Here is a 25890-nt window from a genome sequence, read left to right as displayed (position 1 = left end):
TTCGCGCCACTCCCGGGGACCGTGCTCCGCCCGTACCCGAGAAGGCTCTGTCAGTGGCTGGAGTTGGTCAGCTCTTTCTTGCGGTCCCGGGAGGATTTGACCAGGCTGGCGACCGTGGCGATGGCCAGCGTGCCCAGGATGACCAGCAGCGAGAGCCAGATCGGGATCTCCGGGGCCCAGTGGAAACCGTGGCCGCCGTTGATGAACGACAGGCTGTTGGTGTGCAGCGCCTCGAGGAAAAGCTTCACACCGATGAACGCGAGCACCACGGCCAGGCCGATGTTGAGGTACACCAGGCGCTGCAGCAGACCACCGAGCAGGAAGAAGAGCTGGCGCAGACCCATCAGCGCGAACACGTTCGCGGTGAAGACGAGGTACGGCTCCTTGGTGATGCCGAAGATCGCCGGGATCGAGTCCAGCGCGAAGATCAGGTCGGTGGTGCCGATCGCGATCATCACGATCAGCATCGGCGTGAAGAGCCGCTTGCCGGTCTCGGTGACGACGCTGAACCGGCCGTCGCCGAACGACGGCGAGATCGGCAGGGCCCGCTTCGCCCAGCGGATCAGCAGGTTCTCCTTGAAGTCGTCCTCGTCGTTCTCGCCGTTCTTCACCAGCGTGATCGCCGTGTAGACCAGGAACGCGCCGAAGATGTAGAAGACCCACGAGAACTGCGAGATCAGCGCGGCACCGGCGGCGATGAACGCGCCGCGCATCACGAGCGCCAGCACGATGCCGATCAGGAGCACCTTCTGCTGAAGATGCCGGGGCACGGCGAAGCGCGCCATGATGATCACGAAGACGAAGAGGTTGTCGACACTCAACGAGTACTCGGTGAGCCAGCCGGTGTAGAACTCACCGGCGTACTGACCGCCCGCCGTCACCCAGACACCGACGCCGAACAGAAGCGCCAGGCCGACATAGAAGCCGACCCAGGTGCCGGCCTCCTTCATGCTGGGTTCGTGCGGTCTGCGCCCGATGATCAGAAGATCAACGGCGAGGACGGCGATCAGGGCGACGAGGGTGATGCCCCAAACCCAGGCGGAAACGTTCAACGAGAACCTCCGGCAGACACGGGTCGTCGCTGCACACACTCAAAGGCGAGCCTTGTCGACGAATCAGCAATACCCCGGATCCGAGATCGAGACGCCTGGTCTCGTGCCGAAAACCGGGGAACGGGACTCATGACCGAGGCTCGTCCGCAAGTGAGGGCAGCGACGTGCGACTGTCGGAGGTCTCTTCCGCCGCGGAACGATCCGCGACCACCGGTCCCGGGACCGCCGAGGAGGCGTTCCGTGCTGACGAGACCGGAGCGGGGGAATACTCCCCTCCCACGGCTGCCATTGTTGCGCATCCCGCCCCCGAACGGCACACCGGGAGACCAGAGAGTGGCGGGACTCGCGTTTTCATCGATCATCACGCTCGCCGTCCGCCCGTTACCCGAGGTTCCTCCGCAGTTCGTCGCTTCACCTCAGGCTAGCCCCGGCGACAGGGAGTTTCCCGGCGAACCCGTACAGTTCCCAAGGCATCCTCGTAAGACTGCCATCTGGTGTGTATGCGACGCTTGGGGCATGGTTCTCGAAGTCATGCTCATCGACGTGTTGCCGGGCCGTGCCGACGACTTCCTGAACGCGTACCAGCTCGCCCGCCCCATCATCGCCGGAGCGCCCGGCTGCCGGTCCATCCGGGTCCAGCGCGGCGCCGAATCCGCCAACCGCTTCATGCTGCTCGTCGAATGGGACAGCATCGCGGCCCACGAACAAAACTTCCGCCACACCGAACGGTTCGCCCAGTGGCGGGCCCTGATCGCCAGCGCACTGGCGCAGCCGCCGGTGGCCGAGTTCTTCACCGACGTGGCCCCGGCCGGGAACCGCCCCGACCCGGACCACGACTTCTTCGCTGCCTGACCTGGCGGTGGTCCGGGGGCTCGCTGGGGCCGCACCCTTGGCTCGGGGCCTGCTCCGATTGGGCGTGGCTGCTCTTTCTCGGCTGCGCCTGCTCTTGTCGGCTGGCGTCGCACTCCTCGGCGGGGCTGCTGTTTTCTCGGCTGGCGCGGCTCCGCTTGAAAGCTGGCGCTGCTCCGTTTCAATGCTCGCGCTGCTCCGCTTGTCGGCTGCCGATGCACTCCTCGGCTGCGTTGCTGCTCTTCTCGGCTGCGTTGCTGCTCTTCTCGGCTGGCGCTGCACCGGCCGCTTGCTCGGGGCCGTCCTGCTTGCGGGTGAGCAGGGAGCCGCAGGCTCACCCCGACCGTTGTCACAAGCGAGCCGCAAGCCCTTCCGGGTCGGCCCAGCCAGCCGCGCGGGCGCCAGCCCATCCCAGCCGATGCGTTGACCAAGAACGTTCGCCGGCTCGGCCCAGCCAGCGGAATCTTGACCCCTGCTCGACGGCTCGGCTTTCGTCGCTTGTCGGCCGTCAAACGACAGCCAGCTCGTGGTTGGCGCCGGCTTGGGCTGGTGGTCGCCCAAGAGCGATCGCAGCAGCCACCCGCGACGGCCGGCCGACCGGCTGTCACCCACGGTCGCCCCAGAACGCCCCAGGCAACCACCAGCGACAGCCAGCTCAACCAGCTGTCACCCACGGTTGCCCTGGCCGGCGAAAACCAGCCACCAGTGACAGCCAACCGCCCTTCTGTAACCCACGGTCGCCCCAAAGCGGCCCCCGCAACCACCAACGGCAGCCAGCTCAACCAGCTGTAACCCGCGGTCGCCTCAAAGCAGCCCCCGCAACCACCAACGGCAGCCAGCTCAACCAGCTGTCACCCACGGTCGCCCGAGAGCAGCCTCAGCAACCACCAGCGACAGCCGGACCCGGGCGCCTGACATTCGACACCCGGGGTACTCGCGAGGGTCGAGGTGCCCGGCCGGACGGGCGATACCGGATTGCTGGCGGCTTCCCGCGACCGGTGGACAGCATGGTTACGCACCGGCCGCAACGAGGAGGATGGGCTCCGGCTCACTGAAGCGAGCCGGCCATCGGAGCGGGTAACGAGTAAGGCGCCCGAGCGGCTCACGGATACGCCATCCGCCGAGCAAGCGCGCCGCCCGGAAAGCCGCAAGCGAGCTGCAGCCCGAAGACCGCAAGCGAGCCACGGCCCGGGAAAGCCGCAAGCGCGTCGCCGCCCGCGAGAGCCGCAGGCGAGCCACGGCCCGGGAAAACCGCGAACGAGCCACGGCCCGGGGAAGCCTCAGGCGAGTCGCCGCCCGGGACGCGACGGCCGAGCCGCCATCCGGACGGGCCGGGCACGGCCGGCCAGCGGCGGGGTCAGCCGCCGCTGGGCCAGGTGGGTCCGGCCCGTCCGGGTGGGGTTACTTCACGCCGGCCATGTCCATGCCGCGCAGTTCCTTCTTCAGCTCGGAGACCTCGTCGCGGATGCGGGCGGCCAGCTCGAACTGGAGCTCTCGGGCGGCGGCGAGCATCTGGTCGCTCAGGTCCTGGATGAGCTGGGCCAGCTCGGCGCGGGCCATGCCCTCGCGGGCTGGGCCGGCGCCCGCACGGGCCTTGGACCGGGTTTCCGGCACCGGGGCCTTGCCGCGGGACATCTGGCGGCCGGCGCCGCCGACCATCGGGCCGCTCACCGCGTCGTCGGTGTCCTCGGCCTCGCGGTAGATGTCGTCCAGGATGTCGTGGATCTTCTTGCGGAGGGCCTGCGGCTTGATGCCGTGGGCCTCGTTGTGGGCGATCTGCTTGGCCCGGCGGCGGTCGGTCTCGTCGATCGCGTCACGCATCGACGGGGTGATCTTGTCCGCATACATATGGACCTCGCCGGAGACGTTTCGCGCGGCGCGGCCGATGGTCTGGATGAGCGACCGGCCGCTGCGCAGGAAGCCCTCCTTGTCGGCGTCCAGGATGGCGACGAGCGAAACCTCGGGCAGGTCGAGACCCTCACGCAGCAGGTTGATGCCGACCAGCACGTCGTAGTCGCCCTTGCGCAGCTCCTTGAGCAGCTCCACCCGGCGCAGCGTGTCGACTTCTGAGTGGAGGTAACGGACGCGGATGCCGTTCTCCAGGAGGTAGTCGGTGAGGTCCTCCGACATCTTCTTGGTGAGCGTGGTGACCAGGACCCGCTCGTCCCGCTCGGTGCGCAGCTTGATCTCGTGCATCAGGTCGTCGATCTGGCCCTTGGTGGGCTTCACCACCACCTGCGGGTCGATCAGGCCGGTCGGGCGGATGACCTGCTCGACGAACTCGCCCTGGGCCTGCTGCATCTCCCACGGGCCGGGCGTGGCCGAGAGGAAGACCATCTGGCCGACCCGCTCCAGGAACTCGTCGAAGCGCAGCGGCCGGTTGTCGGCGGCGCTCGGGAGCCGGAAGCCGTGCTCGATCAGGATCCGCTTGCGGGAGGCGTCACCCTCATACATCCCGCCGATCTGCGGGATCGAGACGTGCGACTCGTCGACGACCGTGATGAAGTCGTCCGGGAAGTAGTCGAGCAGCGTGTAGGCCGGGTCACCGGGCGATCGGCCGTCCATGTGCATCGAGTAGTTCTCGATGCCGTTGCAGAAACCGACCTGCCGCATCATCTCGATGTCGTAGGCCGTGCGCATCCGCAGCCGCTGCGCCTCGAGCAGCTTGCCCTGTCGCTCGAACTCGGCGAGCCGCTCCTCCAGCTCGGCCTCGATGTCGCGGATCGCCCGCTCCATCCGCTCCGGACCGGCCACGTAGTGCGTCGCCGGGAAGATGACCAGCTCGTCGACCTCGCGGACCACCTCGCCGGTGAGCGGGTGCAGGTAGTAGAGCTTCTCCACCTCGTCGCCGAACAGCTCGATCCGCACGGCCAGTTCCTCGTAGGCCGGGATGATCTCGAGCGTGTCGCCGCGGACCCGGAACGTGCCCCGCTGGAAGGCCATGTCGTTGCGCGCGTACTGAATGTCGACCAGCCGGCGCAGCAGCTTGTCACGGTCGAGCTCCCCGCCGACCTTGACCTTGACGGCGCGCTCGATGTATTCCTGCGGCGTGCCCAGACCGTAGATCGCGCTGACCGTGGCCACCACGATCGTGTCGCGGCGGGTCAGCAGCGACATGGTGGCCGAGTGACGGAGCCGCTCGACCTCCTCGTTGACCGAGGAGTCTTTCTCGATGTAGGTGTCGGTCTGAGCGATGTAGGCCTCAGGCTGGTAGTAGTCGTAGTAGCTGACGAAGTATTCGACCGCGTTGTTCGGCAGCAGCTCGCGGAACTCCTTGGCGAGCTGGGCGCAGAGCGTCTTGTTGGGCGCGAGCACGAGCGCCGGCCGCTGCAGCCGCTCGATGAGCCAGGCCGTCGTGGCGCTCTTGCCGGTGCCGGTGGCGCCGAGCAGGACAGTGTGCCGATCGCCGCGGCGAACCCGTCGCTCGAGTTCGTCGATCGCGGCGGGCTGGTCACCGGCGGGCTGGTAGTCGCTGACGACCTCGAACCGGCCGTCGAGTCGTGGGATGTCGAGCGCCATGTCCACCACCGTACGTCGGGGGTACGACAAGTTTCCGGACCCGGGTTCGGCCCTGGGCGAAGCGCGGGACGGGACGGTGTGCGCAGGGTGCACATTCCGCACCAGTCGTCGGCATTGTCGGGCTTTACACGGCCGCTTACCCTGGGCGGGTAGGCCGCTCGCGGCGGCCGCGGGCACCGTGCGGATCACAGAGCCGCCGTGCCGCACCGTGGTTGATGCGCCTCGGGGACAACCCCGGGTCCGCGCACCCGTGGTGGGTCGCGCCTGGCGCAGACCGGCCGCCGCGAGAGCTTGTCACCCGAAAAAGCGACAGCGCCGCAGCACACCCGAAAGAACGACAGCGGCGCAAGGCACCCGGAAAGTGACAGCTACGCCGAAAAGCGACAGCGGCGCCGGCGCGCGGGAACCCGTCACGACCAGTCCGGCGGCTGCCACCCGGTCTCCTCCGCCCAGTCGTCGGCGGCCCGCGCCTCCTGGTCGAACCAGGGTTCCTTCGCTTCCGCGTACCCCATCCGGTCCTCGAACCTCTCCGCCCACGCCGCCTTGGCCGCGGCATAGGCGTCCCGCGCCGCCGGCACCGCGCGCAAGTGATCACGCATCAGCAGGGCGAAACGCCAGCCCGGCGAGCCCGCCACCCGGACGTGGAGGTTGACCTCGTAGCCGGGGTCGGCGCAGCCGTGCAGGCGTTTCGGCCAGGTCATCCCGGGCAGGCCGCGGGCGTTGTCGAACCACTCACCGGGGCGGCGCGGGAAGCCGATCGCGGCGAGCCGGTCGGCCAGGGCGTCCGCCTGGCTGAGCGTCCGGACGCTCAGCATCAGGTCGATGATCTCCTTGGCGGGCAGGCCGGGCACCGCGGTCGACCCGATGTGGTGCACGCCGACGCCGTCGCCCAGGCCGTGCCGGATGCGGGCGATCAGCCGCGCGGCGCGCGCCGGCCACTCCGGGTCGGGCGGGAGGATGTGCAGCGCACCGGATTTGGGGGCGGAGCGGCGCAGCCGCAGGTTCCGCTCGAACTCGACGAGCCGCTCGCGCCAGAGCGCGTCCACCCGGGCGTGCAGCGCGGCGAGGTCCGCGTCGTTGGTGAGGATCACATCGGCGGTGGCGCGGCGGCGCTCGTCGTCGGTCTGTGCGTCGATCCGGGCGGCGGCCTCCGCCGCCGTCATGCCCCGCAACTGGGTGAGACGGCGGATGCGCAGGTCACGGTCCGCAAGGACGACGATCACCAGATGGTACGAGGGAGCCAGCCCCGTCTCCACCAGGAGCGGTACGTCGTTGACCACCGTCGCGTCCGGTGCCGCGGCCGCGGTCAGCTCGACCGTCCGGGCCCGCACCCGCGGATGAATGATCTGCTCGAGTGTCCGGCGGGCCGTCTCGTCGCCGAAGACTTTCGCGCCGAGCGCCGGCCGGTCCAGTGCGCCGTCGGGGGTGAGCACGCCCGCCCCGAACGCCGCCACGATCTCGGCGAGCCCGTCGGTGCCGGGCTCCACCACCTCCCGGGACAGCACGTCGGCGTCGACGATCACCGCGCCCCGCTCCGCGAGCCGCCGGGCCACCGCGCTCTTGCCTGCACCGATCCCGCCCGTCAGTCCCACCCTCAGCATGGAACCAGTATCGCGGTGCCCTCGATCGACGTCAGTGCCTGCCCGCGGAAAACCCGGGAAACGGGGAAAGGCCGCCCCGACCGAAGTCGGGACGGCCTTTACGGGGTATTACCTCAGTTCTTGCCGCCGGCCAGCTTCTCGCGCAGAGCCGCGAGAGCCTCGTCGGTGGCCAGGGTGCCCGCGGGCTCCTCGGCGGCGCGCGCCGGCGCCGACGAGCTCGAGGACGAGGTGGAGGTCGACGACGAAGAGGTCACGCCACCGGCCGGAACCGGGTTGAGCGCGGCCTCGGCGTCGGCCTCACGGCTCGCCTGAACCTGCTTGGTGTGGGCCTCCCAGCGCTCGCGGGCGTCGGCGTACTGCTTCTCCCACGTCTCGCGCTGCTTGTCGAAGCCCTCGAGCCACTCACCCGTCTCGGGGTCGAAGCCCTCCGGGTAGATGTAGTTGCCCTCGTTGTCGTACGTCGCGGCCATGCCGTAGAGGGTCGGGTCGAAGTGCTCCTCGCCCTCGACGAAGTTCTCGTTGGCCTGCTTGAGCGACAGCGAGATCCGGCGACGCTCGAGGTCGATGTCGATAACCTTGACGAGGACGTCCGAACCGACCTGGACGACCTGCTCGGGCAGCTCGACGTGACGCTCGGCCAGCTCGGAGATGTGCACCAGGCCCTCGATGCCGTCGTCGACGCGGACGAACGCACCGAACGGGACGAGCTTGGTGACCTTGCCCGGCACGATCTGGTTGATCGCGTGGGTCCGGGCGAACTGACGCCACGGGTCTTCCTGGGTCGCCTTCAGCGACAGCGAGACGCGCTCGCGGTCCAGGTCGACGTCGAGCACCTCGACCTCGACCTCCTGGCCGACCTCGACAACCTCGGACGGGTGGTCGATGTGCTTCCAGGAGAGCTCGGAGACGTGCACGAGGCCGTCCACGCCACCCAGGTCCACGAAGGCACCGAAGTTGACGATGGAGGACACGACGCCCTTGCGGACCTGGCCCTTCTGCAGCTTGTTGAGGAACTCGGTGCGAACCTCGGACTGCGTCTGCTCGAGCCAGGCGCGGCGGGACAGAACCACGTTGTTGCGGTTCTTGTCCAGCTCGATGATCTTCGCCTCGAGCTCGCGGCCGACGTAGGGCTGAAGGTCCCGGACACGACGCATCTCGACGAGGGACGCCGGGAGGAAGCCCCGGAGGCCGATATCGAGGATGAGGCCACCCTTGACCACCTCGATGACGGAACCGCGGACGACGCCGTCGTCTTCCTTGATCTTCTCGATCGTGCCCCAAGCCCGCTCGTACTGAGCGCGCTTCTTCGAGAGGATCAGGCGACCTTCCTTGTCCTCCTTGGTGAGGACGAGGGCTTCGATGTGGTCACCGACCGACACCACTTCCGCGGGGTCCACGTCATGCTTGATCGACAACTCGCGCGAGGGGATGACGCCCTCGGTCTTGTAGCCGATGTCGAGCAGGACCTCGTCCCGATCGACCTTGACGACGGTGCCTTCGACAATGTCGCCGTCGTTGAAGTACTTGATGGTCTCGTCGATGGCGGCGAGGAATGCTTCCTCGGACCCGAGATCGTCGACGGTGACCTTGTTGGCGCTCGAGGTGGCCTCGATGCTGCTCGTCATGTGGACAGTTGCTCCGAACGGATGGATTCGTGGTGTCTCCCGCGCTCGACGGAACTGCCACCGGAAGCGGCACGAACGAGCGTCAGGACCAACCCGAAAGCCAGTCTGATCATCAGAGTCGATCATGCCGAGACCGGCGACCACGGAACCTGCTCCCTGCCGAGGCACACGATCCGCGAGCGCATCGACTAGCTTACCGTGCGCATTACCACAGGTTGCAAGCCCTCCTGAGTAGCGCGGCACATTGGCTGGCCGGAACCTGCCATGATGACCCATATAGGCCGAATCGTGACAGCCGACGCGCCTGTCGTACCGTGACCGGGTGACCGAGATCCCTGCCGCAGAGACATCGTCGCGCCCCGCGGCCGCCCGCCGGCGCGTGACCGAGGCCGAGGCGCGGCAGGCCAACCGCACCTGGTGGGACCTCGACGCCGACGACTATCAGGACGAGCACGGCGCCTTCCTCGGCGACGTGGACTTCGTCTGGTGCCCCGAACGTCTCCGCGAGGCCGACGCGCGCCTGCTCGGACCCGTACAGCAGAAGCAGATCCTGGAACTCGGTGCCGGCGCCGCGGCAGCCTCCCGGTGGCTGCGCCGGGAAGGCGCCCGGCCGATCGCCATGGACCTCTCCGCGGGCATGCTGCGGCATGCGGGTGAGGCGGCGGAGCGGAGCGGCGTACGGGTACCGCTCGTCCAGGCCGACGCTTTGGCCCTGCCGTTCCGCACCGCGTCGTTCGACATCGTCTGCACGGCGTTCGGCGCGATCCCGTTCGTCGCCGACTCGGCCGCCGCGATGCGCGAGGTCGCCCGGGTGCTGCGGCCCGGCGGCAGCTGGGTGTTCTCGGTCACGCACCCGATGCGGTGGGCGTTCTGGGACGAGCCGGACGAGTCGGGTCTCGTGGTCCGCAACTCGTACTTCGACCGCTCCCCCTACGTCGAACGCGACGAGCACGGGCAGGTCACCTACCTGGAGCAGCACCGCACGCTCGGCGACCGGATCCGCGAGCTGGTGGCGGCCGGTTTCGTGCTGCGTGACCTGGTCGAACCGGAGTGGCCGGAGGGGCACGACGGGATCTGGGGGCAGTGGAGCCCGCTGCGGGGCCGGTTCTTCCCGGGGACCGCGATCTTCGTCTGCGACAAGCCCGCCGGGTAGGCAGTCCTCAGGTTCCTTGCCGGGCACGTCTTTCTCTTGCTGGTCACGTCGTTTTCGTGGGCGGGCTGCGGGTATCCGACAGGGTATGAGCGACGCGGAGAAAAGCCTGAAAAAGGGCGACAAGGTGACCTGGCGCAGTCACGGCGAGAACGTGCACGGCACGGTCGAGCAGAAGATCACCAAGCGGACCGAGGCCGCCGGGCGGACCGTCGCCGCCTCGCCGGACGAGCCGCAGTACAAGGTCAAGAGCGACAAGACCGGGCGCGAGGCGGTGCACAAGCCGGGGTCGCTGCGGCATGGCTGACTCCGACGTGTACGCCGAGTTCCGCGACGCGGTCAACATGACTCCCGCCGAGCTGCGCGCATGGCTGGACAGTGACGAGTCCCAGGCGGTCGGTCAGAAGTCCTCGGCCGGCGCCGAGTCGGTCGGCCACGACTCCGGCCGGAAGATCGTCAAGATTCTGGGCACCAAGAAGGCCGACCTCACCGACAGCGACGAGGAGCACATGCGGAAGGTGGTCGGCTACGTCCACCGGCACCTCGCCCAGCGCCCGGACGGAGACGTCCGCGACACCCGCTGGCGTCACTCCCTGATGAACTGGGGCCACGACCCGCTCAAGAAGTGACGTCGAGCACGTCGGCGAGCAGGGTGAGCGTGTCCGGGACCGGCCGGTAGTAGACCCACGTGCCGCGGCGGTCGCAGTCCACCAGCCCGGCCTCGCGCAGGATCCGCAGATGATGCGAGATCGTCGGGCCGGTGAGCGGGAACTCCCCGCTCAGGTCGCAGACGCAGACCTCCCCCGCGGCCGACGACGCGATCATCGACAGCAGGCGCAGGCGGACCGGGTCGCCGAGCGCCTTGAACATGCCGGCGATGACGCTCGCCCGGTCGGCTTCGAGGGCGCCGCGCACCAGGGTGGCGCCACCGACCTGAGCGATGAGCGACAGCACCGGCGAGGCCCGGACCGGCTCCGTCGGGGTGATCTCCATCGACATCGATCCACTCGGCATCGGACCAGAGTGGCAGATCACCGCAAGACGTGCGGGACCGACCACCCGTCCGAGTGGCGTGCCCGGCCCCGCGGCCCGGCAACCCGCAGCCCGGCCCCGCGGCCCGGCAACCCGCGGCCCCAGCACTGCCGCAGGCGGAGCCCTGATGCGGCGCAGACCCCGCGTGGGCCGGGGCCTGATCCGGCGCCCGCCCTGCTCCCACGCAGCCCTGACCCGGCGCCCGCCCTGCTCCCACGCAGCCCTGACCCGGCGCCCGCCCTGCTCCCACGCAGCCCTGACCCGGCGCCCGCCCTGCGCGGGCGGGGCCGAAGGTCAGTGGTCGGCGCCGTTCCAGTCGCGGCCGACGCCGATGGAGACCTCCAGCGGCACGGAGAGCGGGTAGGCGCCGCCCATCTCGCGGCGGACCAGCTCCTGCAGCTGCTCCAGCTCGCCGGCGGCGACCTCGAAGACCAGCTCGTCGTGCACCTGGAGCAGCATCCGGGAGGCGAGGCCGGACTCCTTGAGCGCCTCGTCCACCCGCAGCATCGCGATCTTGATGATGTCGGCGGCCGAGCCCTGGATCGGCGCGTTCAGCGCCATCCGCTTGGCCATCTCCTGCCGCTGCCGGTTGTCACTCGTCAGGTCGGGCAGGTAGCGCCGGCGCCCCAGGATGGTCGCGGTGAACCCGTCCTTGGTGGCCTGGGTGACCACGGACTGAAGGTAGTCGCGCACCCCGCCGAACCGCTTGAAGTACTCCTCCATCAGCCCGCGCGCCTCCTCGTTGGAGATGGTGAGCTGGTTGGAGAGACCGAAAGCGCTCAGCCCGTACGCCAAGCCGTAGTTCATGGCCTTGATCTTGCGCCGCTGGTCGGCGCTCACCTCGTCGAGCCCGACGTGGAAGACCGACGACGCCGTGGCGGCGTGGAAGTCGGCGCCCGAGTTGAAGGCGTCGATGAGCGCGTCGTCGCCGGAGAGGTGCGCCATGATCCGCATCTCGATCTGGCTGTAGTCGGCGGTCATCAGCTGCTCGTGGCTGGGACCGACCACGAAGGCACGGCGGATCCGCCGGCCCTCCTCGGTGCGGATCGGGATGTTCTGCAGGTTGGGGTCGGTCGACGACAGCCGGCCGGTCGCGGCCACGGTCTGGTTGAACGTGGTGTGGATCCGCCCGTCGTCGGAGACCGACTTGAGCAGCCCGTCCACCGTGGATTTCAGCTTGGCCACGTCACGGTGCCGCAGCAGGTGCTCCAAGACCGGGTCGCCGGTCTGCGCGAACAGGTTCTGCAGGGCGTCGGCGTCGGTCGTGTACCCCGACTTGATCTTCTTGGTCTTGGGCAGGTTCCGCTCGACGAAGAGGATCTCCTGGAGCTGCTTGGGCGAACCCAGGTTGAACTCCCGGCCGACCACCTCGTGCGCCGCCTGCTGTGCCGCCTTGACCTCGGCGGCGAAGTGCGACTCCAGCTCGGAGAGGTATTCGGTGTCCGCGGCGATGCCCCGGCTCTCCATCTCGGCGAGCACCACCGAGAGCGGCTGCTCCACCTCGGCGAGCAGCCGCTGCGACTCACCGCCGTCGCGGGACAGCTCGGCGGTGAGCACGTCGGCCAGGTCGAGGGTGGCCCGGGCGCGCAGCATCACGCCTTCCTCGGCGGCGGTGTCCTCGGCACCGTCGAAGGAGAGGGCGAGCTGGCCGTCCTCGGGGGCGTCGACCTTCAGTTCGCGCTTGAGGTAGCGCAGGGCAAGGTCGGTCAGGTCGTAGGCTCGCTGGTCCGGTTTGGCCAGGTAGGCCGCGAGCGCGGTGTCCACCGTGACGCCCGCCAGCTGCCAGCCGTGCGCCCGGAAGGCGAGCTGGGCCGGTTTCGCGTCGTGCAGCACCTTGGGCCGGGACGGCTCGGCGAGCCAGGCCGCGACGGCACGCTCGTCGTTCTCGTCCAGCGCGGCCGGGTCGAACCAGGCGGCCAGACCCCCGGCGGTGGCCACCGCGACGCCGGTGAGCTCGCCGGTGCCGCGGCCGAACCGGCCGGTGACCGCCACGCCGACCGGGGCCGTGCCGGCGTTCTCGCGCAGCCAGCCGGCCACCTCGCCGGAGCGCAGCAACCGGCCCTCCAGCTCGAAACCGGACTCCGCCTCCGGCTCCACCGACTCGAGGTAGGAGTAGAGGCGCTCGCGCAGCACCCGGAATTCCAGGGCGTCGAAGAGCTGGTGCACCGCCTCGCGGTCCCACCCGGCCCAGCGGGCGTCCGACACGGCGAGCGGCAGCTCCAGGTCGGTGACCAGCTTGTTGACCTGGTAGTTGAGCATCACACCGGCCAGGTTGGCGCGCAGATTCTCGCCGACCTTCCCCTTGATCTTGTCAGCGTTCGCGATCACGCCGTCGAGGCCGCCGAACTCGTTGACCCACTTGGCGGCGGTCTTGTCACCGACGCCCGGCACCTTGGGCAGGTTGTCGCTGTCCTCGCCGACCAGCGCCGCCTTCGCCCGGTAGAGGTGCGGCGGCACACCGTACTTCTCCTCGACCACGGCCGGCGTCGTGCGCCGCACCTCGGAGACGCCCCGCACCGGGTAGAGCACCGTGACCCGGTCGTCGACGAGCTGGAACGCGTCCCGGTCGCCGGTGGAGATCAGCACCTCCATGCCGGCCTCTCGGCCCTGGCAGGCGAGGGTGGCCAGGACGTCGTCCGCCTCGTAGCCCGGTTTCTCCACCACCGGGATGCGCAGCGCCTCCAGCACCTCCTTGATCAGGCTGACCTGACCCTGGAACGGCTTCGGCGTCTCCGAGCGGGTCGCCTTGTACTCCGGGTAGAGCTCGGTCCGGAAGGAGATCCGCGAGACGTCGAAGGCCACGATGATGTGCGTCGGCTTCTCGTCGCGCAGCATGTTGATGAGCATCGACGTGAAGCCGAAGACGGCGTTCGTCGGCTGACCGGTGTGTGTGCTGAAGTTCTCCACCGGGAGCGCGAAAAAGGCCCGGTAGGCCAGCGAATGGCCGTCGAGCAGCAGGAGGCGGGGAGTCTGGGCAGCGTCGCTCACGTCGGAGAACTCTAGTCGCCGGGTACGACAATCCCGGGTGCACCGCCCCGACCGGCCGGCCGTCACAGGCAATCGTCTGACACATGCGGAAGGTTACGGATACGCAACTGTCCTGTTGCAGGGCTGGTTTGACCCTAGTGCCGAGGTCTTCTGCTCATTAAGTTTCCTCAGCATCAGCGTCATGGCAGTGGGGGCCCACACACGCACCCACCGCGCTGGACAAAGGAGAATTAATGATCCGCCGCAACTTCGCATGGCGCAGCGTCGCCGTGCTGGGTGCCGCTTGCCTTGCCCTGGGCGCGTGCTCTAACTCCAGCGACGAGCCCGAGGGCGACTCGACCTCGGCTCCCGCGGCCGCTGCCGGAGACGGTGTGCTGAAGATCGGCACCCTGCTGCCGCAGACCGGTTCGCTCGCCTTCCTCGGCCCGCCCGAGTTCGCCGGCGTCGACCTGGCCGCCAAGGAGATCAACGCCGCCGGTGGCGTCCTGGGCAAGGACGTCGTCGTCAGCGACACCGACTCCGGCGACACCTCCACCGACATCGCCAGCCAGTCCGTGAACAAGCTGCTCTCCGAGAAGGTCGACGGCATCATCGGCGCCGCCTCCTCCTCGGTCTCCCTCTCCGTGATCGACAAGATCACCGGTGCGGGCGTGGTCCAGATCTCGCCGGCGAACACGTCGGACCAGTTCACCACGTACAACGACAAGGGCCTCTACTTCCGGACCGCCCCGCCGGACGTGCTCCAGGGCCGCGTGCTCGGTGACCAGGTGGTCGCCGACGGCAACGCGACCGTGGGCATGCTGGTGCTGCAGGACGCGTACGGCACCGGTCTCGCCAAGAGCGCCCGCGCCGCGATCGAGAGCGGTGGCGGCCAGGTCGTCGCCGAGGAGGTCTACGACCCCAAGGCCGCCGACTTCTCCGCCGAGATCGGCAAGATCAAGCAGGCCAACCCGCAGGCGATCATCCTGATCGGCTTCGACGAGACCAAGAAGATCGTCCCCAAGCTGGTCGAGGCCGGCCTGACCGCCAAGGCGAAGAAGTGGTACTTCGTCGACGGCAACCTGTCGAACTACGGCTCCGAGTTCCCGAACGGCACCTTCGAGGGCGCCAAGGGCACCCTGCCGGGCGCGAACGCGGGCGAGGAGTTCCAGAAGCGCCTGCTCGAGGTCGACCCGGCGCTGAAGGACTACTCGTACGCCGCCGAGTCCTACGACGCCGCGGTCCTGATCGCCCTGGCTGCCGAGGCCGCCAAGAGCGACGCCCCCGGCGACTACTCGAAGCAGCTCGTCGCGGTCAGCAAGGACGGCGAGAAGTGCACCACCTTCCAGCAGTGCAAGGAAGCGCTGGCCGGTGGCAAGGACATCGACTACGACGGTGTGAGCGGCCCGATCCAGTTCAACGACGCCGGTGACCCGGCCGAGGCGACGATCGGCATCTACCAGTACGGCGCCGACAACACCTACAAGAACGTCTCCTACCAGACCGGCAAGATCGACGGCTGATCGACGTTCCCAGGTAAGTCGCACCACCTGAGCCGTTGATCCGGCTCCAGCTTCACCGCGAGGGCTCGGCCGTCAGGCCGGGCCCTCGCCTTTTCACGCTCCGCCTTTCGTGCCTCGCCTTTCACGCTTCGCCTTTCACGCTTCGCCTCTCCCGGCCCGTCTCTCCCGGCCCGTCTCTCCCGGTCCGCCTCTCCGGCCCGTCTCTCCCGGTCCGCCTCTCCGGCCCGTCTCTCCCGGTCCGCTTGTCCGTGGCCCGCCGGGTCCGGCCAGACGAGGCGGAAGGCACCACTGCGAGCTTCCACCGACGCTGAGGCCTCGTTGGGTGGCCTCACCCACGGTCGTAGCCTTCAGTCCCGCTCACGGCCGCCTGAGCCCTCTCCCGCACGCAAGGTTGGATCTTGTGCCGCAGGAGGTGAGTAAGCCGCTCCCGGCATCGAGTGGGTGGGGCGGCATCGTCGTGAATCGCGGTGGCCCGGCTGGTGTCCACGGTGGCCGCAGGCCTTCCCGACCGTAGGTGACAGCTGGCCGGGCCGGCTGTCACCTACGGCTGCCGGGGCCGCTCCCAAACAGCCGTGGGTGACAGCCGACCGAACCAGCTGTCACCCACGGCTGCCCGAACCGCCCCCGAACAACCACCAGCGACAGCCGACCCGGACCAACTGTCAACGCCGCCAGCTGTCACCTACGGCTGCCAAAACCGCTCTCGAACAACCGTGGGTGACAGCCGACCGAACCAGCTGTCACCCACGGCTGCCCCCACCGCCCCCAAACAACCACCAGTGACAGCCGGCACTGAGGGCCGCGGCGGGCGGCGGCGGCGGCGGTGGGCGGTGGTGGTGGTGGGGGTGGAGGCGGCGCCTGCTGTCGTGAGCCGCGCGACAGGGTTCCCGGCCACGCTGGAGTTCAGGCGCAGCCCCGGACGTCTCGCTGCCGGAGCCGGAAACGGCCGGCCACGCGAAACGCCCGACCGGGATGACCCCGGCCGGGCGTTTTCGCCGAACTCCTGGCCGTCCTGTTGCGACGGCCCCGTGAACTGTCAGGCCCGGGCGAGGGTGCCCAGGTACAGCTCGATCACCTTCGGGTCGTGGATCAGGTCGCGGCCGCTTGCCGTGTAGGCGTTGCGGCCCTGGTCCAGGACGTAGCCGCGGTCGCAGATCTGGAGGCAGCGACGGGCGTTCTGCTCGACCATGATGACGGTCACGCCGGTGTCGTTGATCTGCTTGGTGCGGAAGAAGACCTCGTCCTGCATGGCCGGCGACAGACCCGCGGACGGCTCGTCGAGGAGCAGGACGCTGGGCTCCATCATCAGGGCCCGGCCCATCGCGACCATCTGCCGTTCGCCGCCGGAGAGGGAACCGGCCCGCTGCTTGCGCCGGGTGCCGAGGGCGGGGAACAGGCCTGCCACGAAGTCGAAGCGCTCCTTGAAGCGCTTCGGCCGCAGGAACGTACCCATCTCCAGGTTTTCCTCGATGGTGAGGGTTCCGAAGACGTTGTTGGTCTGCGGCACGAAGCCGATGCCCTTGGCGACGAGCTTGTTCGCCTTGACGTTGGTGATGTCCTCGCCGCGCAGGGTGACCTGCCCGGATCGGATGTTCACCAGGCCGAAGAGGGACTTGAGCAGGGTCGACTTGCCGGCGCCGTTGGGGCCGATGATGCCGACGAGCTCGCCTTCCTTGGCGTACAGGTCGCAGCTGTTGAGGATGTTGACCCCGGGCAGGTAGCCCGCGATCAGGTCGTCGCAGCGGACCAGCGCGCCCTCGGCGGCGGCCAGGTGTTCGCCCCGGCCCTCGATCTCGTTGCTGGAGGTTGCGTCACTCATCGGCCTTGTCTCCCTCCGGTTTGGCGACCGGGCCCGGCTTGTCCGCCGCGACCGCGCCCGGCTTGTCGACCGTGCCCGGCTTGTCCACCGCGCCCGGCGCCTGATCCGCGGCCACCGCAGCGGCCGGGGACGCGGCGGGCGCGTCCACCTCGGCTGCCACCTCGGCGGCGTCGTGCTCGGTGCCGTCGTGGTGCGAGCCCAGGTAGGCGTCGATCACGCGCGGGTCCGCCATGACCGTGTCCGGCGTACCCTCGGCGATCACCTTGCCCTGGCCCATCACGATCACCCAGTCGCTGATGTCGCGGACCATGTCCATGTCGTGCTCGACGAAGAGCACGGTCATGCCGTCCTCGCGCAGGCTCTTCACGTGGCCGAGCAGGGACTGCGTCAGGGCCGGGTTAACGCCGGCCATCGGCTCGTCCAGCATGACCATGTCGGGCTGCACCATCAGGGCCCGCGCCATTTCGAGGAGCTTGCGCTGGCCGCCGGAGAGGCTGCCCGCGAAGTCCTCGCGCTTGGCGTCGAGCTTGAACCGGGCGAGCAGGTCGTCGGCCCGCTCGGTGATCTCCTGTTCCTGCTTCTTCCAGATCGCCGGGATCAGGGACTGCCAGAAGGACTCGCCCTTCTGCCCGGTGCCGCCGAGCCGCATGTTGTCGATGACCGACAAACGGGACAGGGCCTTGGTCAGCTGGAAGGTCCGCACCATGCCCTGCCGCGCGACCTTGTGCGCCGGTACACCCGCGAGGGGTTTGCCGTTGAACTTCCAGTCGCCCTCGTCCGGCCGGTCGAAACCGGTCAGCAGGTTGAAGAACGTGGTCTTGCCGGCGCCGTTGGGGCCGATCAGCGCGGTGATCGCGCCACGCTGGATCTCGATGTGGTCGACCGAGACGGCGGTGAGACCACCGAAGCGGCGGACCACCTTGTCGGCGATCAGGATCGGGTCCGGCTTGGCGGCTCCGGGTTCGTGCGCAACGTCCTTGAGCGCTTCCCGCGCCCGGGCCACGCCGGGCGGGACGGTGACGTCATCGGCCATCGAGCATGACCTCCTTCTTGTCGCCGAAGATGCCCTGCGGGCGGAAAATCAGCAAGAGTACGAGGCCGAGGCCGACCAGGATGAAGCCGACCGCACCCGCCTGGTTCGCGTCCATGAACCAGCTCGGGATGTAACCCTCCGAGATCAGGGACGGCAGCAGCGCGTTGATGAACGCGAGCAGGAACCAGAAGATCATCGACCCGACGACCGGGCCGAAGACGCGGGCGGCACCGCCCAGGATCACGATCGTGTACATGTAGAACGTGAACTCGGTGCCGTAGGTGTCCGGCTGCACGGCCGCGCGGCTGAGCGCGAAGATGAAGCCACCGAGCGAGCCGAGCACGCCACCCAGGATGAGCGACTGCATCTTGTACGACACGACGTTCTTGCCGAGGCTCCGCACGGCGTCCTCGTCCTCGCGGATCGCCTTGATGACCCGGCCCCACGGGCTGCGCATGGACAGGAACACGATGAGCAGCGAGATGGCGATCAGCAACCAGCCGACCGTCATCACCCAGAGCTCACGCTCGTCGAAGCTGACGATCCCGATCTCCAGCGCGGAGCTGTACGGGTTCATCGTGAAGAAGTCGTCGGAGAACCGCTGCAGACCGTCCGAACCACCGGTCCACTCGCTGAGGGATACCGAGCGGAACAGCAGGCGGACGATTTCCGCGGCGGCGATGGTCACGATCGCCAGGTAGTCGGCTCGCAGGCGCAGTGTCGGGATACCGAGCAGCAGCGCCAGCACCACCGCGCCGGCCAGACCGACCAGGATGCCGGTCCAGAACGGGAGACCGAAGGTCGACACCGTCATGGCGAGGCCGTACGCGGCGACACCGAGGAACGCCGACTGACCGAAGTTCAGCAGGCCGGTGTAACCGAAATGCACGTTCAGGCCGATCGCGGCCAGTGCGTACGCGATCATTGTTGCGTTGATCAGCGACTCGATGGAGACGCCGAAGATGATGTCCCAGTTCATCGGGGCCTCCTCAGCCGATCCGCTCGCGGCGGCCCAGGATGCCCTGCGGCCGGATCAGGATGATCACGATCAGCACCGCGAGGGCGCCGACGTTCTTGAGCTCGGTCGGGATCCAGAGCGTGGACAGCTGGGTGGCCAGGCCGACCACCATGCTGCCCAGCAGGGCGCCGAACGCCGTGCCGAGACCGCCGAGGGTGACCGCGGCGAACACCAGCAGCAGGATCTGGAAGCCCATCTGGTAGTTGATGCCCTGGAAGACCGCGAGCATCACACCGCTGAGCGCGGCGAGCGCGCCACCGATCGTCCAGACCAGCCGGATGACCGAGTCGACGCTGATGCCGGACGCGGCGGCGAGTGCCGGGTTGGTCGACACCGCGCGGGTCGCCTTGCCGAGCCGGGTCTTGATCAGGGCCAGCGAGACCACGACCAGGACCACGATTGCGATCGCGTCCATCAGCAGGTTCTTCGGCGCGACCGAGATCGGGCCGAGGTCGATGCCGGGCTGCGCGACGTACTGCGCGAACTGCCGCGTGTCACCGCGGAAGAAGAACAGGTACGTGTAGCGCAGGATCAGAGCGGCACCGATCGAGATGATCATCATGCCGATCAGGCCGGTGCGGCGGTTGCGCAGCCAGCCCCAGAAGAATCTGTCCTGGAAGTAACCGAACGCGCCACCGAGGACCACGGCGAGTACGGCCGCGAGCTCGAGCGGCAACCCGACGGTCACGTTGAGCAGGAAGGCGGCCAGCGCACCGAACGTGACCAGCTCGCCGTGCGCGAAGTTGGTCAGGCCCATGGTGCCGAAGATCAGCGAGAGGCCGAGTGCGGCCAGCGCGATGATCAGACCGAAATGGATACCGGTGTAGACGAGGTCGAGAACCCGCGAAAGGTTCGAGGTCCCGCCTTCGTCAGGGTCGGGGGCGCCGGGTGCGCCGGCCGCCGGGCCGAGCGGGAACAGCACGTTACGTGCGGCGCCCTCGAAAACCGGCAACGTCAGACTGGACCGGCCGGTCGTGACGACCACACCCTGCGGGAGCGTCGCGGTGTCGAGGTCGACCTTGTAGGTGCCAGGCCCACTGACCGCGACTGACCACTTGCCGTCAGCCCCAGAAGTTGCCTCACCGGCCGGAGTGCCGCCCTCGTCCGCCACCTTGATAACTACGCCGGTCACTGGCTGACCGGCATTGATCAACGTGCCCTGTAACGTCTCGCCCTCGGCCAGAGCGCTCGTGGCACCCAGACCCAGGGAAGCGAACAGAAAACCGAGAACGGCCGTGAAGATGATCACGGCTCTACGCAACGATGCTCCTTGTGTTTAGCAGCAGAAATCCCCGCCAGACGTCTCGCGAAGGACTGGCGGGGATCATAGCTTGCTCAGGAGCGGAGGTGACGCCCGTAACAAAGCCGTTACGCAGCCTCAACTTTTCGTCAAGGGCCAATAGCGATTCAGTGGCTCGACAGGGCCGCCGGATCGGCTCCGGGTGCCCTGCGAGAGGGGCTGCGACCGCCCGGGCCAGGCAGAGCTCAGCCGGCCTCGGGAGTGCCTTCCTCGGACTCCTGGATGATCCGGTCGGCGACCTCACGCATCGTCATCCGGTGATCCATAGCGGTCCGCTGGATCCACTTGAACGCCTGCGGCTCGGTCATCGAGTACTTCGTCATGAGCTCACCCTTGGCGCGCTCCACCGACTTACGGGTCTCCAGGCGATCGGTCAGACCGGCCACCTCGGACTCCAGGGCGGCGATCTCCGAGTACCGCGAGAGCGCGATCTCGATCGCCGGCACCAGGTCGGATTTCTGGAACGGCTTCACCAGGTACGCCATGGCGCCGGCCTCACGTGCCCGCTCGACCAGCTCGCGCTGACTGAAAGCGGTGAGCATGACCACCGGCGCGATCCGGCCGCCCGCAATCCGCTCGGCAGCGGCCAGGCCGTCCATGATCGGCATCTTGATGTCCAGAATGACCAGGTCGGGCTTGAGGTCCTCGGCCAGACGCACAGCGGTCTCGCCGTCGCCGGCCTCGCCGACCACGTCGTAGCCCTCCTCGACCAGCATCTCGGCGAGGTCAAGACGAATCAGGGCCTCGTCCTCGGCGATGAGCACCCGCTTGCGCTCGGCACCAGCCTGCGTGTCGGCCACGGAAACTCCTACCCCCAGAACGTCGATGTCGCGACACCCCGGTATGTGGGTGTCGCCGCCCTAAGCCTAGTGGGTAGGCTGTCGGGGACTCATCCTGGCGTGACCCTCTCACGCCGGTGTCAGTCATGCCCCGACCGGCGGTGTCGCAACCCCGGTCGTCATGACATGATGAGTGGCCGCGCCCCTGTATTCCAACCGGCAGAGAAGATGGTCTCAAACACCATACAGTGTGGGTTCGAATCCCACCGGGGGCACAAAACCGCGTTATTCATCGGTCCGGATCGACGGTTCGCCGCCTGCTCCGGGACCTGCGGCCCCTCTCGGGCCTGACACCCGCGTCGCACCGTCAGCGGCACCCGTTCGTATCGCCGTGTCCATTCCGCGCGCGCTTTCCCATTCCCCGGCACCCATTTCGGAATCGTGACATGCGTGTTAACGGCAGAAAAACGCGCACGTGGTGAAAGCCGGCCCCGAGCCCGTACGCCAGGCTGGCAAATCTCGCCGAACACCCGGCCGTGACGTGCCCCGGATGCTGTCATGACAGGGACAGCTTCAGCGGGAGGCCTCATGTTGTCGTCCGGTCCATCGCCCCTGACCGCCGCACGCGGGGGCATGTGGGGCTTCCTGATGTTCGCGGCGGCGGCCTGGCTGGCGATCTCCTGGACGGTGATGCGGCTGGAACCGCCGGACATCGCCGCGGTGGCCGGAGCGATGATCCTGTTCGGGGCCGTCTGCGAACTGCTGCGCGCCCTCGCCGGCACCCGGACCTGGTGGCTGAACGCCGGCCTCACGGTGATCTTCGCGGTGACCGGCACGGTGCTGCTGACAACCTCGGACTCGACGTTCACCACGCCGGCCTCGCTGGTGGGGTGGTACCTGATGGTCCGCGGCGCGGTCGACGTAGCCGTAGGGATCATGACGCGCGGCGCGGACCGGGTGTGGAGCCTGATCGTGACGATCGGGGTCCTGGAGACCGGCCTCGGTTACTTCTCGGCGGGACCGTTCGCCCGCACCGCCGACCTGATCGTCGTGACCCTCGGCGCGCTGGCGCTGCTGCGCGCGGTCGCCGACCTGGTCACCTCGCTGCGGCTGCGTGAGATCGCCGCCACCACGCGCACCAAGGAAGCCCTCAGCCTGCCGCCGGAACGGGCTGCCGGGCTCACCGGGTACTCGGCGGGGCGGGCGGACTACGAGGCCGGGCCACCGCGGGCCCGGCACCGGGCGGAGGACACCGCGGACGGGCGGGCACACGACGCGACCGCCTCCGGTGGGCAGGCGGCAGGCCTCGGTGGGCGGACGCAGCACGGGACCGCCTCCGGTGGGCAGGCGGCAGGCCTCGGTGGGCGGGCGCAGCACGGGGCCGACGGCGGTGAGCGGGCGCACCAGGTCAACGCGATCGGTGCGGCGCCGGCCGCGCCCGGGGTCACGTACCACGAGCACGTGGTCCGGACCACGGCCGACCTGGACACGATGCTGGCGCACGCCGGCATCACCGGACCGCGAGCCGGTGCCGTGCGGCCGGCGCCGGGCAACCTGCCGGCGGTGCCGGACACACCGGAGGGTGTGGCGGCGGCCGAGACCGCGCCGGCCGGACGGTCCGGGCGGTCCGGCGACGGAGATACGCCGCGCAAGATCTGAGTTCTGTCCCCGGCCCCGCCGGTGGTGGATCCGTTCACGGCCAGTCGCCAGGCCGGGATCCGCGACCGGCGGGGTGCCGCCCAACGAGCCCGGCCGACCCGAACAGCAGGCCGAGCGCAACCGGTGGGCCAGGCGCCGAGCGGCCGGCGCCCGGGTGGGTCAGGCGCCGACGCGGCGCAGGAGGCCCTCCTGGACGGCGCTGGCGATGTGCCGGCCGTCGCGGGTGAACATGCGGCCGCTTGCCAGGCCGCGGGCGCCGCTGGCGGACGGGCTGGCACTGTCGTAGAGGAACCACTCGTCGGCGCGGAACGGGCGGTGCAGCCAGAGGGCGTGGTCGAGGCTTGCGCCGATCACGCCGCCCGGGCCCCACACCTCGCCGTGCGTGGAGAGGACCGCGTCGAGCAGGGAGAGGTCGGACGCGTACGTCAGGGCGCACGCGTGGATCAGCGGATCGTCCGGCAGGGTGCCGTTGATCCGCATCCAGACCCGCTGTTCGGCGTCGATCTCGCGGTCGCCGGGTGGCACCCAGCCGGGGACGCCGACGTAGCGCACGTCGACGGCCTGCGGTGAGGAGCGGAGCAGGCCCATGCGTTCCGGGTAGCGCTCCACCCAGTCGAGCATGGTGGGCACGTCCTCGGGGGCCGGCACGTCGGTCGGTGCCGGGGTGTGGTGGTCGAGCCCTTCTTCGGGCACCTGGAACGACGCCGACATGAAGAAGATCGTCTTGCCGTGCTGGCTCGCGGTGGAGCGGCGTACCGAGAAGGAGCGGCCGTCCCGGATGTTCTCCACCGAGAACGTGATCGGCACGCCGGGGTCGCCGGCCCGGACGAAGTATCCGTGCAGCGAGTGGACCTGCCGGTCCGGGGACACCGTCCGGCCGGCGGCCACCAGCGCCTGCCCGGCGACCTGGCCGCCGAACACGCGCTGGGCGCCGGTCTGCGGGCTTTCGCCCTGGAAGGTGGCCGCGTCGACCTGCTTCAGATCGAGGAGATCCAGAAGCTGGTCGACGGCGGCCTGTCCCGACTCCGGCAAGGTCACACCGTCGCCGGGTCGACGAGCGAGCCGAGCTGGTGCACCCGCAGGGTGTTGGTGGAGCCGGGCGCGTTCGGCGGGGAGCCGGCCACGACGACGACGTAGTCGCCGGGCTTGGCCAGGCCGAGACCCAGCATCTTCGCGTCGACCTGCCGGAACATGTCGTCGGTGTGCTCGACGAAGTCGGTCAGGAAGGTCTCGACGCCCCAGCTGAGTGCGAGGGTGTTGCGGACCTCGGGGACCGGGGTGAACGCGTAGAGCGGCAGGTCGCAGTGGAGGCGGCCGAGCCGGCGCACGGTGTCACCGGTCTGTGAGAACGCGACGAGCGCCTTCGCGCCGATGTTGCGGGCGATCTGCGAGGCGGCCACGGTCAGCGCGCCACCGTGGGTGCGCGGGTCGTGCTGCAGGCGCGGGACGCCGATGCTGCCGGCCTCGGTGGTGCTGACGATCTTCGCCATGGTGCTGACGGTGAGCACCGGGTACTTGCCGACGCTCGTCTCGCCGGAGAGCATCACGGCGTCGGTGCCGTCGAGCACCGCGTTGGCGACGTCGGAGGCCTCGGCGCGGGTCGGCCGCGAGTTCTCGATCATCGAGTCGAGCATCTGGGTCGCCACGATGACCGGCTTCGCGTTCTCCCGGCAGAGCTGCACGGCACGCTTCTGCACCAGCGGGACCTGGTCCAGCGGGAGCTCGACGCCGAGGTCACCGCGGGCGACCATGACGCCGTCGAAGGCCAGGACGATCGCTTCGAGGTGCTCGACCGCCTCCGGCTTCTCCACCTTGGCGATGACCGGGACGCGACGGCCCTCCTCGTCCATGATCTTGTGGACGAGGTGGATGTCCTCCGGCGCGCGGACGAAGGAGAGCGCGACCAGGTCGACGCCGAGGCCGAGCGCGAAGCGCAGGTCTTCCTCGTCCTTGTCGCTCAGGGCCGGGACGCTCACCGCGACGTTCGGCAGCGAGACGCCCTTGTTGTTGCTGACCGGGCCGCCCTCGGTGACCAGGACGTGGATGTCGTTGCCGTCGACGTTCGTCACCTCGACCGCGACCTTGCCGTCGTCGATCAGGAGGCGGTCACCGACCTTTACCTCCTGCGGCAGCTTCGTGTAGGTGCAGGAGACGCGCTCCTTGGTGCCGAGGATCTCGTCGCCGGTGATGACCACCTGGTCACCGGTCTCCCAGCGGTGCGGGCCGTCGGCGAACTTGCCCAGCCGGATCTTCGGACCCTGGAGGTCGGCGAGGATCGCCACGGCACGGCCGGTCTGCTCCGCGGCGGAGCGGACCAGCTCGTACATCTCCTTGTGGTTCTCCCGGGTGTCGTGGCTGAAGTTCATCCGGGCCACGTCCATGCCCGCCTCGACAAGCCCGAGCATCCGCTCCGGAGACTTGGTGGCAGGGCCCATCGTGCAGACGATCTTTACGCGGCGTGTCACGGCCATCAGGCTAGTCCTTCTCCCCGGTCGGCTCGGCGGCCGACCCCCGGCAACGGCATGAACTGCGGGTGTCGACGGCGAGGTCAACCCGCGTCACCACGGGCAGGCTGCGTCGTCCGGCGGGCATCGGCGACCGCGGGTTCAGCTTATCGGGCGCCTTGCGGCACCCGTCGGCACATGCCCGACCCCCGCACGGGTACGCCGGGACGACCGCGGAACTTAACGCTCGGTAATTAACTTCACCGGCGCGCAAAATGGTGGCGCGCCCATCGACATACGCCTTTCCGGTGACCGCCGGTGGAAACGCGGAACAGCCCCCGGTGGAACGCGGAACAGCCCTCCGCCGGAACGCGGAACGGCCCGCCGGTGGAACTTGGGTTCTAGGAGTCGTCGCAACACCCCAGTTCAGGGGATGCGATGGACTTCGAGGTCCGGGACCGGTCGGTCAATCAGGGCCGTCGACGTCTGACCCGCGAGCGTGAGGCATATCTTGCGCTCG

19 protein-coding genes and 1 tRNA gene are annotated in these 25890 nt (G+C 69.0%); 7 read left to right on the top strand and 13 right to left on the bottom strand.

Annotation, left to right across the window (positions count from 1 at the left end):
- Nucleotides 1-50: 50 nt before the first annotated feature.
- A complete protein-coding gene (locus LPA41_RS34010) occupies nucleotides 51-1052 on the bottom strand; it encodes a TerC family protein (protein ID WP_229075261.1) in 1002 nt (333 codons plus the stop codon).
- Nucleotides 1053-1568: 516 nt separating this feature from the next.
- Here LPA41_RS34010 and LPA41_RS34005 point away from each other — a divergent pair.
- The gene (locus LPA41_RS34005) at nucleotides 1569-1904 is read left to right on the top strand and encodes an antibiotic biosynthesis monooxygenase (RefSeq protein ID WP_229075259.1); all 336 of its coding nucleotides are present in this window, start codon (nucleotides 1569-1571) and stop codon (nucleotides 1902-1904) included.
- 1398 nt (nucleotides 1905-3302) lie between these two features.
- On the opposite strand, the gene uvrB is transcribed toward LPA41_RS34005, so the two are convergent.
- From uvrB to rpsA, 3 genes are all read right to left on the bottom strand, one after another.
- Nucleotides 3303-5420, bottom strand: a complete 2118-nt coding sequence (uvrB, locus tag LPA41_RS34000) for an excinuclease ABC subunit UvrB (protein ID WP_229075257.1) — start codon at nucleotides 5418-5420, stop codon at nucleotides 3303-3305.
- 410 nt (nucleotides 5421-5830) lie between these two features.
- Nucleotides 5831-7021: a dephospho-CoA kinase gene (gene coaE / locus LPA41_RS33995; RefSeq protein WP_229075255.1), complete on the bottom strand. Its 1191-nt coding sequence runs from the start codon at nucleotides 7019-7021 to the stop codon at nucleotides 5831-5833.
- A 113-nt stretch (nucleotides 7022-7134) separates the two neighbouring features.
- Entirely contained in the window at nucleotides 7135-8772 is a 1638-nt protein-coding gene (rpsA, locus tag LPA41_RS33990; protein ID WP_374238242.1) for a 30S ribosomal protein S1, read from the bottom strand.
- A 196-nt stretch (nucleotides 8773-8968) separates the two neighbouring features.
- Here rpsA and LPA41_RS33985 point away from each other — a divergent pair, with 196 nt between their 5' ends.
- From LPA41_RS33985 to LPA41_RS33975, 3 genes are all read left to right on the top strand, one after another.
- Complete coding sequence (locus LPA41_RS33985; RefSeq protein WP_229075251.1) at nucleotides 8969-9799, top strand: class I SAM-dependent methyltransferase; 831 nt, start codon at nucleotides 8969-8971, stop codon at nucleotides 9797-9799.
- Between the two features lie 85 nt (nucleotides 9800-9884).
- Nucleotides 9885-10103, top strand: coding sequence for a DUF2945 domain-containing protein (locus LPA41_RS33980; protein WP_229075249.1), 219 nt, complete (start codon nucleotides 9885-9887; stop codon nucleotides 10101-10103).
- On the top strand, nucleotides 10096-10425 hold the full coding sequence (locus tag LPA41_RS33975) for a DUF3140 domain-containing protein (protein WP_229075247.1): 330 nt from the start codon (nucleotides 10096-10098) through the stop codon (nucleotides 10423-10425). The genes LPA41_RS33980 and LPA41_RS33975 overlap by 8 nt, the downstream gene beginning before the upstream one ends.
- Here LPA41_RS33975 and LPA41_RS33970 read toward each other — a convergent pair.
- Together LPA41_RS33970 and polA are read right to left on the bottom strand one after the other, a co-directional pair.
- On the bottom strand, nucleotides 10415-10810 hold the full coding sequence (locus LPA41_RS33970; protein ID WP_229075245.1) for a helix-turn-helix transcriptional regulator: 396 nt from the start codon (nucleotides 10808-10810) through the stop codon (nucleotides 10415-10417). The genes LPA41_RS33975 and LPA41_RS33970 overlap by 11 nt on opposite strands.
- 312 nt (nucleotides 10811-11122) lie before the next feature.
- Nucleotides 11123-13816, bottom strand: a complete 2694-nt coding sequence (gene polA, locus LPA41_RS33965) for a DNA polymerase I (RefSeq protein ID WP_229075244.1) — start codon at nucleotides 13814-13816, stop codon at nucleotides 11123-11125.
- A gap of 233 nt (nucleotides 13817-14049) precedes the next feature.
- On the opposite strand from polA, the gene LPA41_RS33960 reads away from it, so the two are divergent.
- Complete coding sequence (locus LPA41_RS33960) at nucleotides 14050-15318, top strand: ABC transporter substrate-binding protein (RefSeq protein ID WP_229075243.1); 1269 nt, start codon at nucleotides 14050-14052, stop codon at nucleotides 15316-15318.
- A gap of 1036 nt (nucleotides 15319-16354) precedes the next feature.
- On the opposite strand, the gene LPA41_RS33955 is transcribed toward LPA41_RS33960, so the two are convergent.
- The 5 genes from LPA41_RS33955 to LPA41_RS33935 form a co-directional block, all read right to left on the bottom strand.
- The gene (locus tag LPA41_RS33955; protein ID WP_229075242.1) at nucleotides 16355-17137 is read right to left on the bottom strand and encodes an ABC transporter ATP-binding protein; all 783 of its coding nucleotides are present in this window, start codon (nucleotides 17135-17137) and stop codon (nucleotides 16355-16357) included.
- Nucleotides 17130-18170 carry an ABC transporter ATP-binding protein gene (locus LPA41_RS33950; RefSeq protein WP_229075240.1) on the bottom strand — a complete coding sequence of 347 codons (1041 nt, stop codon included), beginning with the start codon at nucleotides 18168-18170 and terminating at the stop codon, nucleotides 17130-17132. Before LPA41_RS33950 ends, LPA41_RS33955 begins: the two co-directional genes overlap by 8 nt.
- On the bottom strand, nucleotides 18160-19149 hold the full coding sequence (locus LPA41_RS33945) for a branched-chain amino acid ABC transporter permease (RefSeq protein WP_229075238.1): 990 nt from the start codon (nucleotides 19147-19149) through the stop codon (nucleotides 18160-18162). The genes LPA41_RS33950 and LPA41_RS33945 overlap by 11 nt, the downstream gene beginning before the upstream one ends.
- A 10-nt stretch (nucleotides 19150-19159) precedes the next feature.
- Nucleotides 19160-20449 carry a branched-chain amino acid ABC transporter permease gene (locus LPA41_RS33940; RefSeq protein ID WP_229075236.1) on the bottom strand — a complete coding sequence of 430 codons (1290 nt, stop codon included), beginning with the start codon at nucleotides 20447-20449 and terminating at the stop codon, nucleotides 19160-19162.
- Between the two features lie 224 nt (nucleotides 20450-20673).
- Nucleotides 20674-21288 carry an ANTAR domain-containing response regulator gene (locus LPA41_RS33935; RefSeq protein WP_229075234.1) on the bottom strand — a complete coding sequence of 205 codons (615 nt, stop codon included), beginning with the start codon at nucleotides 21286-21288 and terminating at the stop codon, nucleotides 20674-20676.
- Nucleotides 21289-21468: 180 nt separating this feature from the next.
- Between LPA41_RS33935 and LPA41_RS33930 the strand changes: the two genes are divergently transcribed.
- Together LPA41_RS33930 and LPA41_RS33925 are read left to right on the top strand one after the other, a co-directional pair.
- Nucleotides 21469-21542, top strand: a tRNA-Leu gene (locus LPA41_RS33930).
- A 313-nt stretch (nucleotides 21543-21855) separates the two neighbouring features.
- The gene (locus LPA41_RS33925) at nucleotides 21856-22926 is read left to right on the top strand and encodes a hypothetical protein (protein WP_229075233.1); all 1071 of its coding nucleotides are present in this window, start codon (nucleotides 21856-21858) and stop codon (nucleotides 22924-22926) included.
- Nucleotides 22927-23085: 159 nt separating this feature from the next.
- Here the strand turns inward: LPA41_RS33925 and LPA41_RS33920 are convergent, their stop codons facing one another.
- Nucleotides 23086-23964, bottom strand: coding sequence for an acyl-CoA thioesterase II (locus LPA41_RS33920; RefSeq protein ID WP_229075231.1), 879 nt, complete (start codon nucleotides 23962-23964; stop codon nucleotides 23086-23088).
- Complete coding sequence (gene pyk, locus LPA41_RS33915; RefSeq protein ID WP_229075230.1) at nucleotides 23961-25397, bottom strand: pyruvate kinase; 1437 nt, start codon at nucleotides 25395-25397, stop codon at nucleotides 23961-23963. Before pyk ends, LPA41_RS33920 begins: the two co-directional genes overlap by 4 nt.
- Nucleotides 25398-25890: the final 493 nt, after the last annotated feature.

Source organism: Actinoplanes sp. DH11, from assembly GCF_020873875.1.
Lineage (GTDB): Bacteria > Actinomycetota > Actinomycetes > Mycobacteriales > Micromonosporaceae > Actinoplanes.
The sequence above is the reverse complement of the archived record's forward strand: the minus strand, read 5'-3'. Positions and strand labels throughout refer to the sequence as shown.

Coding starts and splice junctions, on each gene's coding strand:
- LPA41_RS33975 (WP_229075247.1), top strand. CDS start 10,096: ATGGCTGACTCCGACGTGTACGCCGAGTTCCGCGACGCGGTCAACATG.
- LPA41_RS33970 (WP_229075245.1), bottom strand. CDS start 10,810: ATGCCGAGTGGATCGATGTCGATGGAGATCACCCCGACGGAGCCGGTC.
- rpsA (WP_374238242.1), bottom strand. CDS start 8,772: ATGATCGACTCTGATGATCAGACTGGCTTTCGGGTTGGTCCTGACGCT.
- LPA41_RS33960 (WP_229075243.1), top strand. CDS start 14,050: ATGATCCGCCGCAACTTCGCATGGCGCAGCGTCGCCGTGCTGGGTGCC.
- LPA41_RS33945 (WP_229075238.1), bottom strand. CDS start 19,149: ATGAACTGGGACATCATCTTCGGCGTCTCCATCGAGTCGCTGATCAAC.
- uvrB (WP_229075257.1), bottom strand. CDS start 5,420: ATGGCGCTCGACATCCCACGACTCGACGGCCGGTTCGAGGTCGTCAGC.
- LPA41_RS34005 (WP_229075259.1), top strand. CDS start 1,569: ATGGTTCTCGAAGTCATGCTCATCGACGTGTTGCCGGGCCGTGCCGAC.
- LPA41_RS33950 (WP_229075240.1), bottom strand. CDS start 18,170: ATGGCCGATGACGTCACCGTCCCGCCCGGCGTGGCCCGGGCGCGGGAA.
- LPA41_RS33955 (WP_229075242.1), bottom strand. CDS start 17,137: ATGAGTGACGCAACCTCCAGCAACGAGATCGAGGGCCGGGGCGAACAC.
- LPA41_RS33925 (WP_229075233.1), top strand. CDS start 21,856: ATGTTGTCGTCCGGTCCATCGCCCCTGACCGCCGCACGCGGGGGCATG.
- LPA41_RS33980 (WP_229075249.1), top strand. CDS start 9,885: ATGAGCGACGCGGAGAAAAGCCTGAAAAAGGGCGACAAGGTGACCTGG.
- coaE (WP_229075255.1), bottom strand. CDS start 7,021: ATGCTGAGGGTGGGACTGACGGGCGGGATCGGTGCAGGCAAGAGCGCG.
- pyk (WP_229075230.1), bottom strand. CDS start 25,397: ATGGCCGTGACACGCCGCGTAAAGATCGTCTGCACGATGGGCCCTGCC.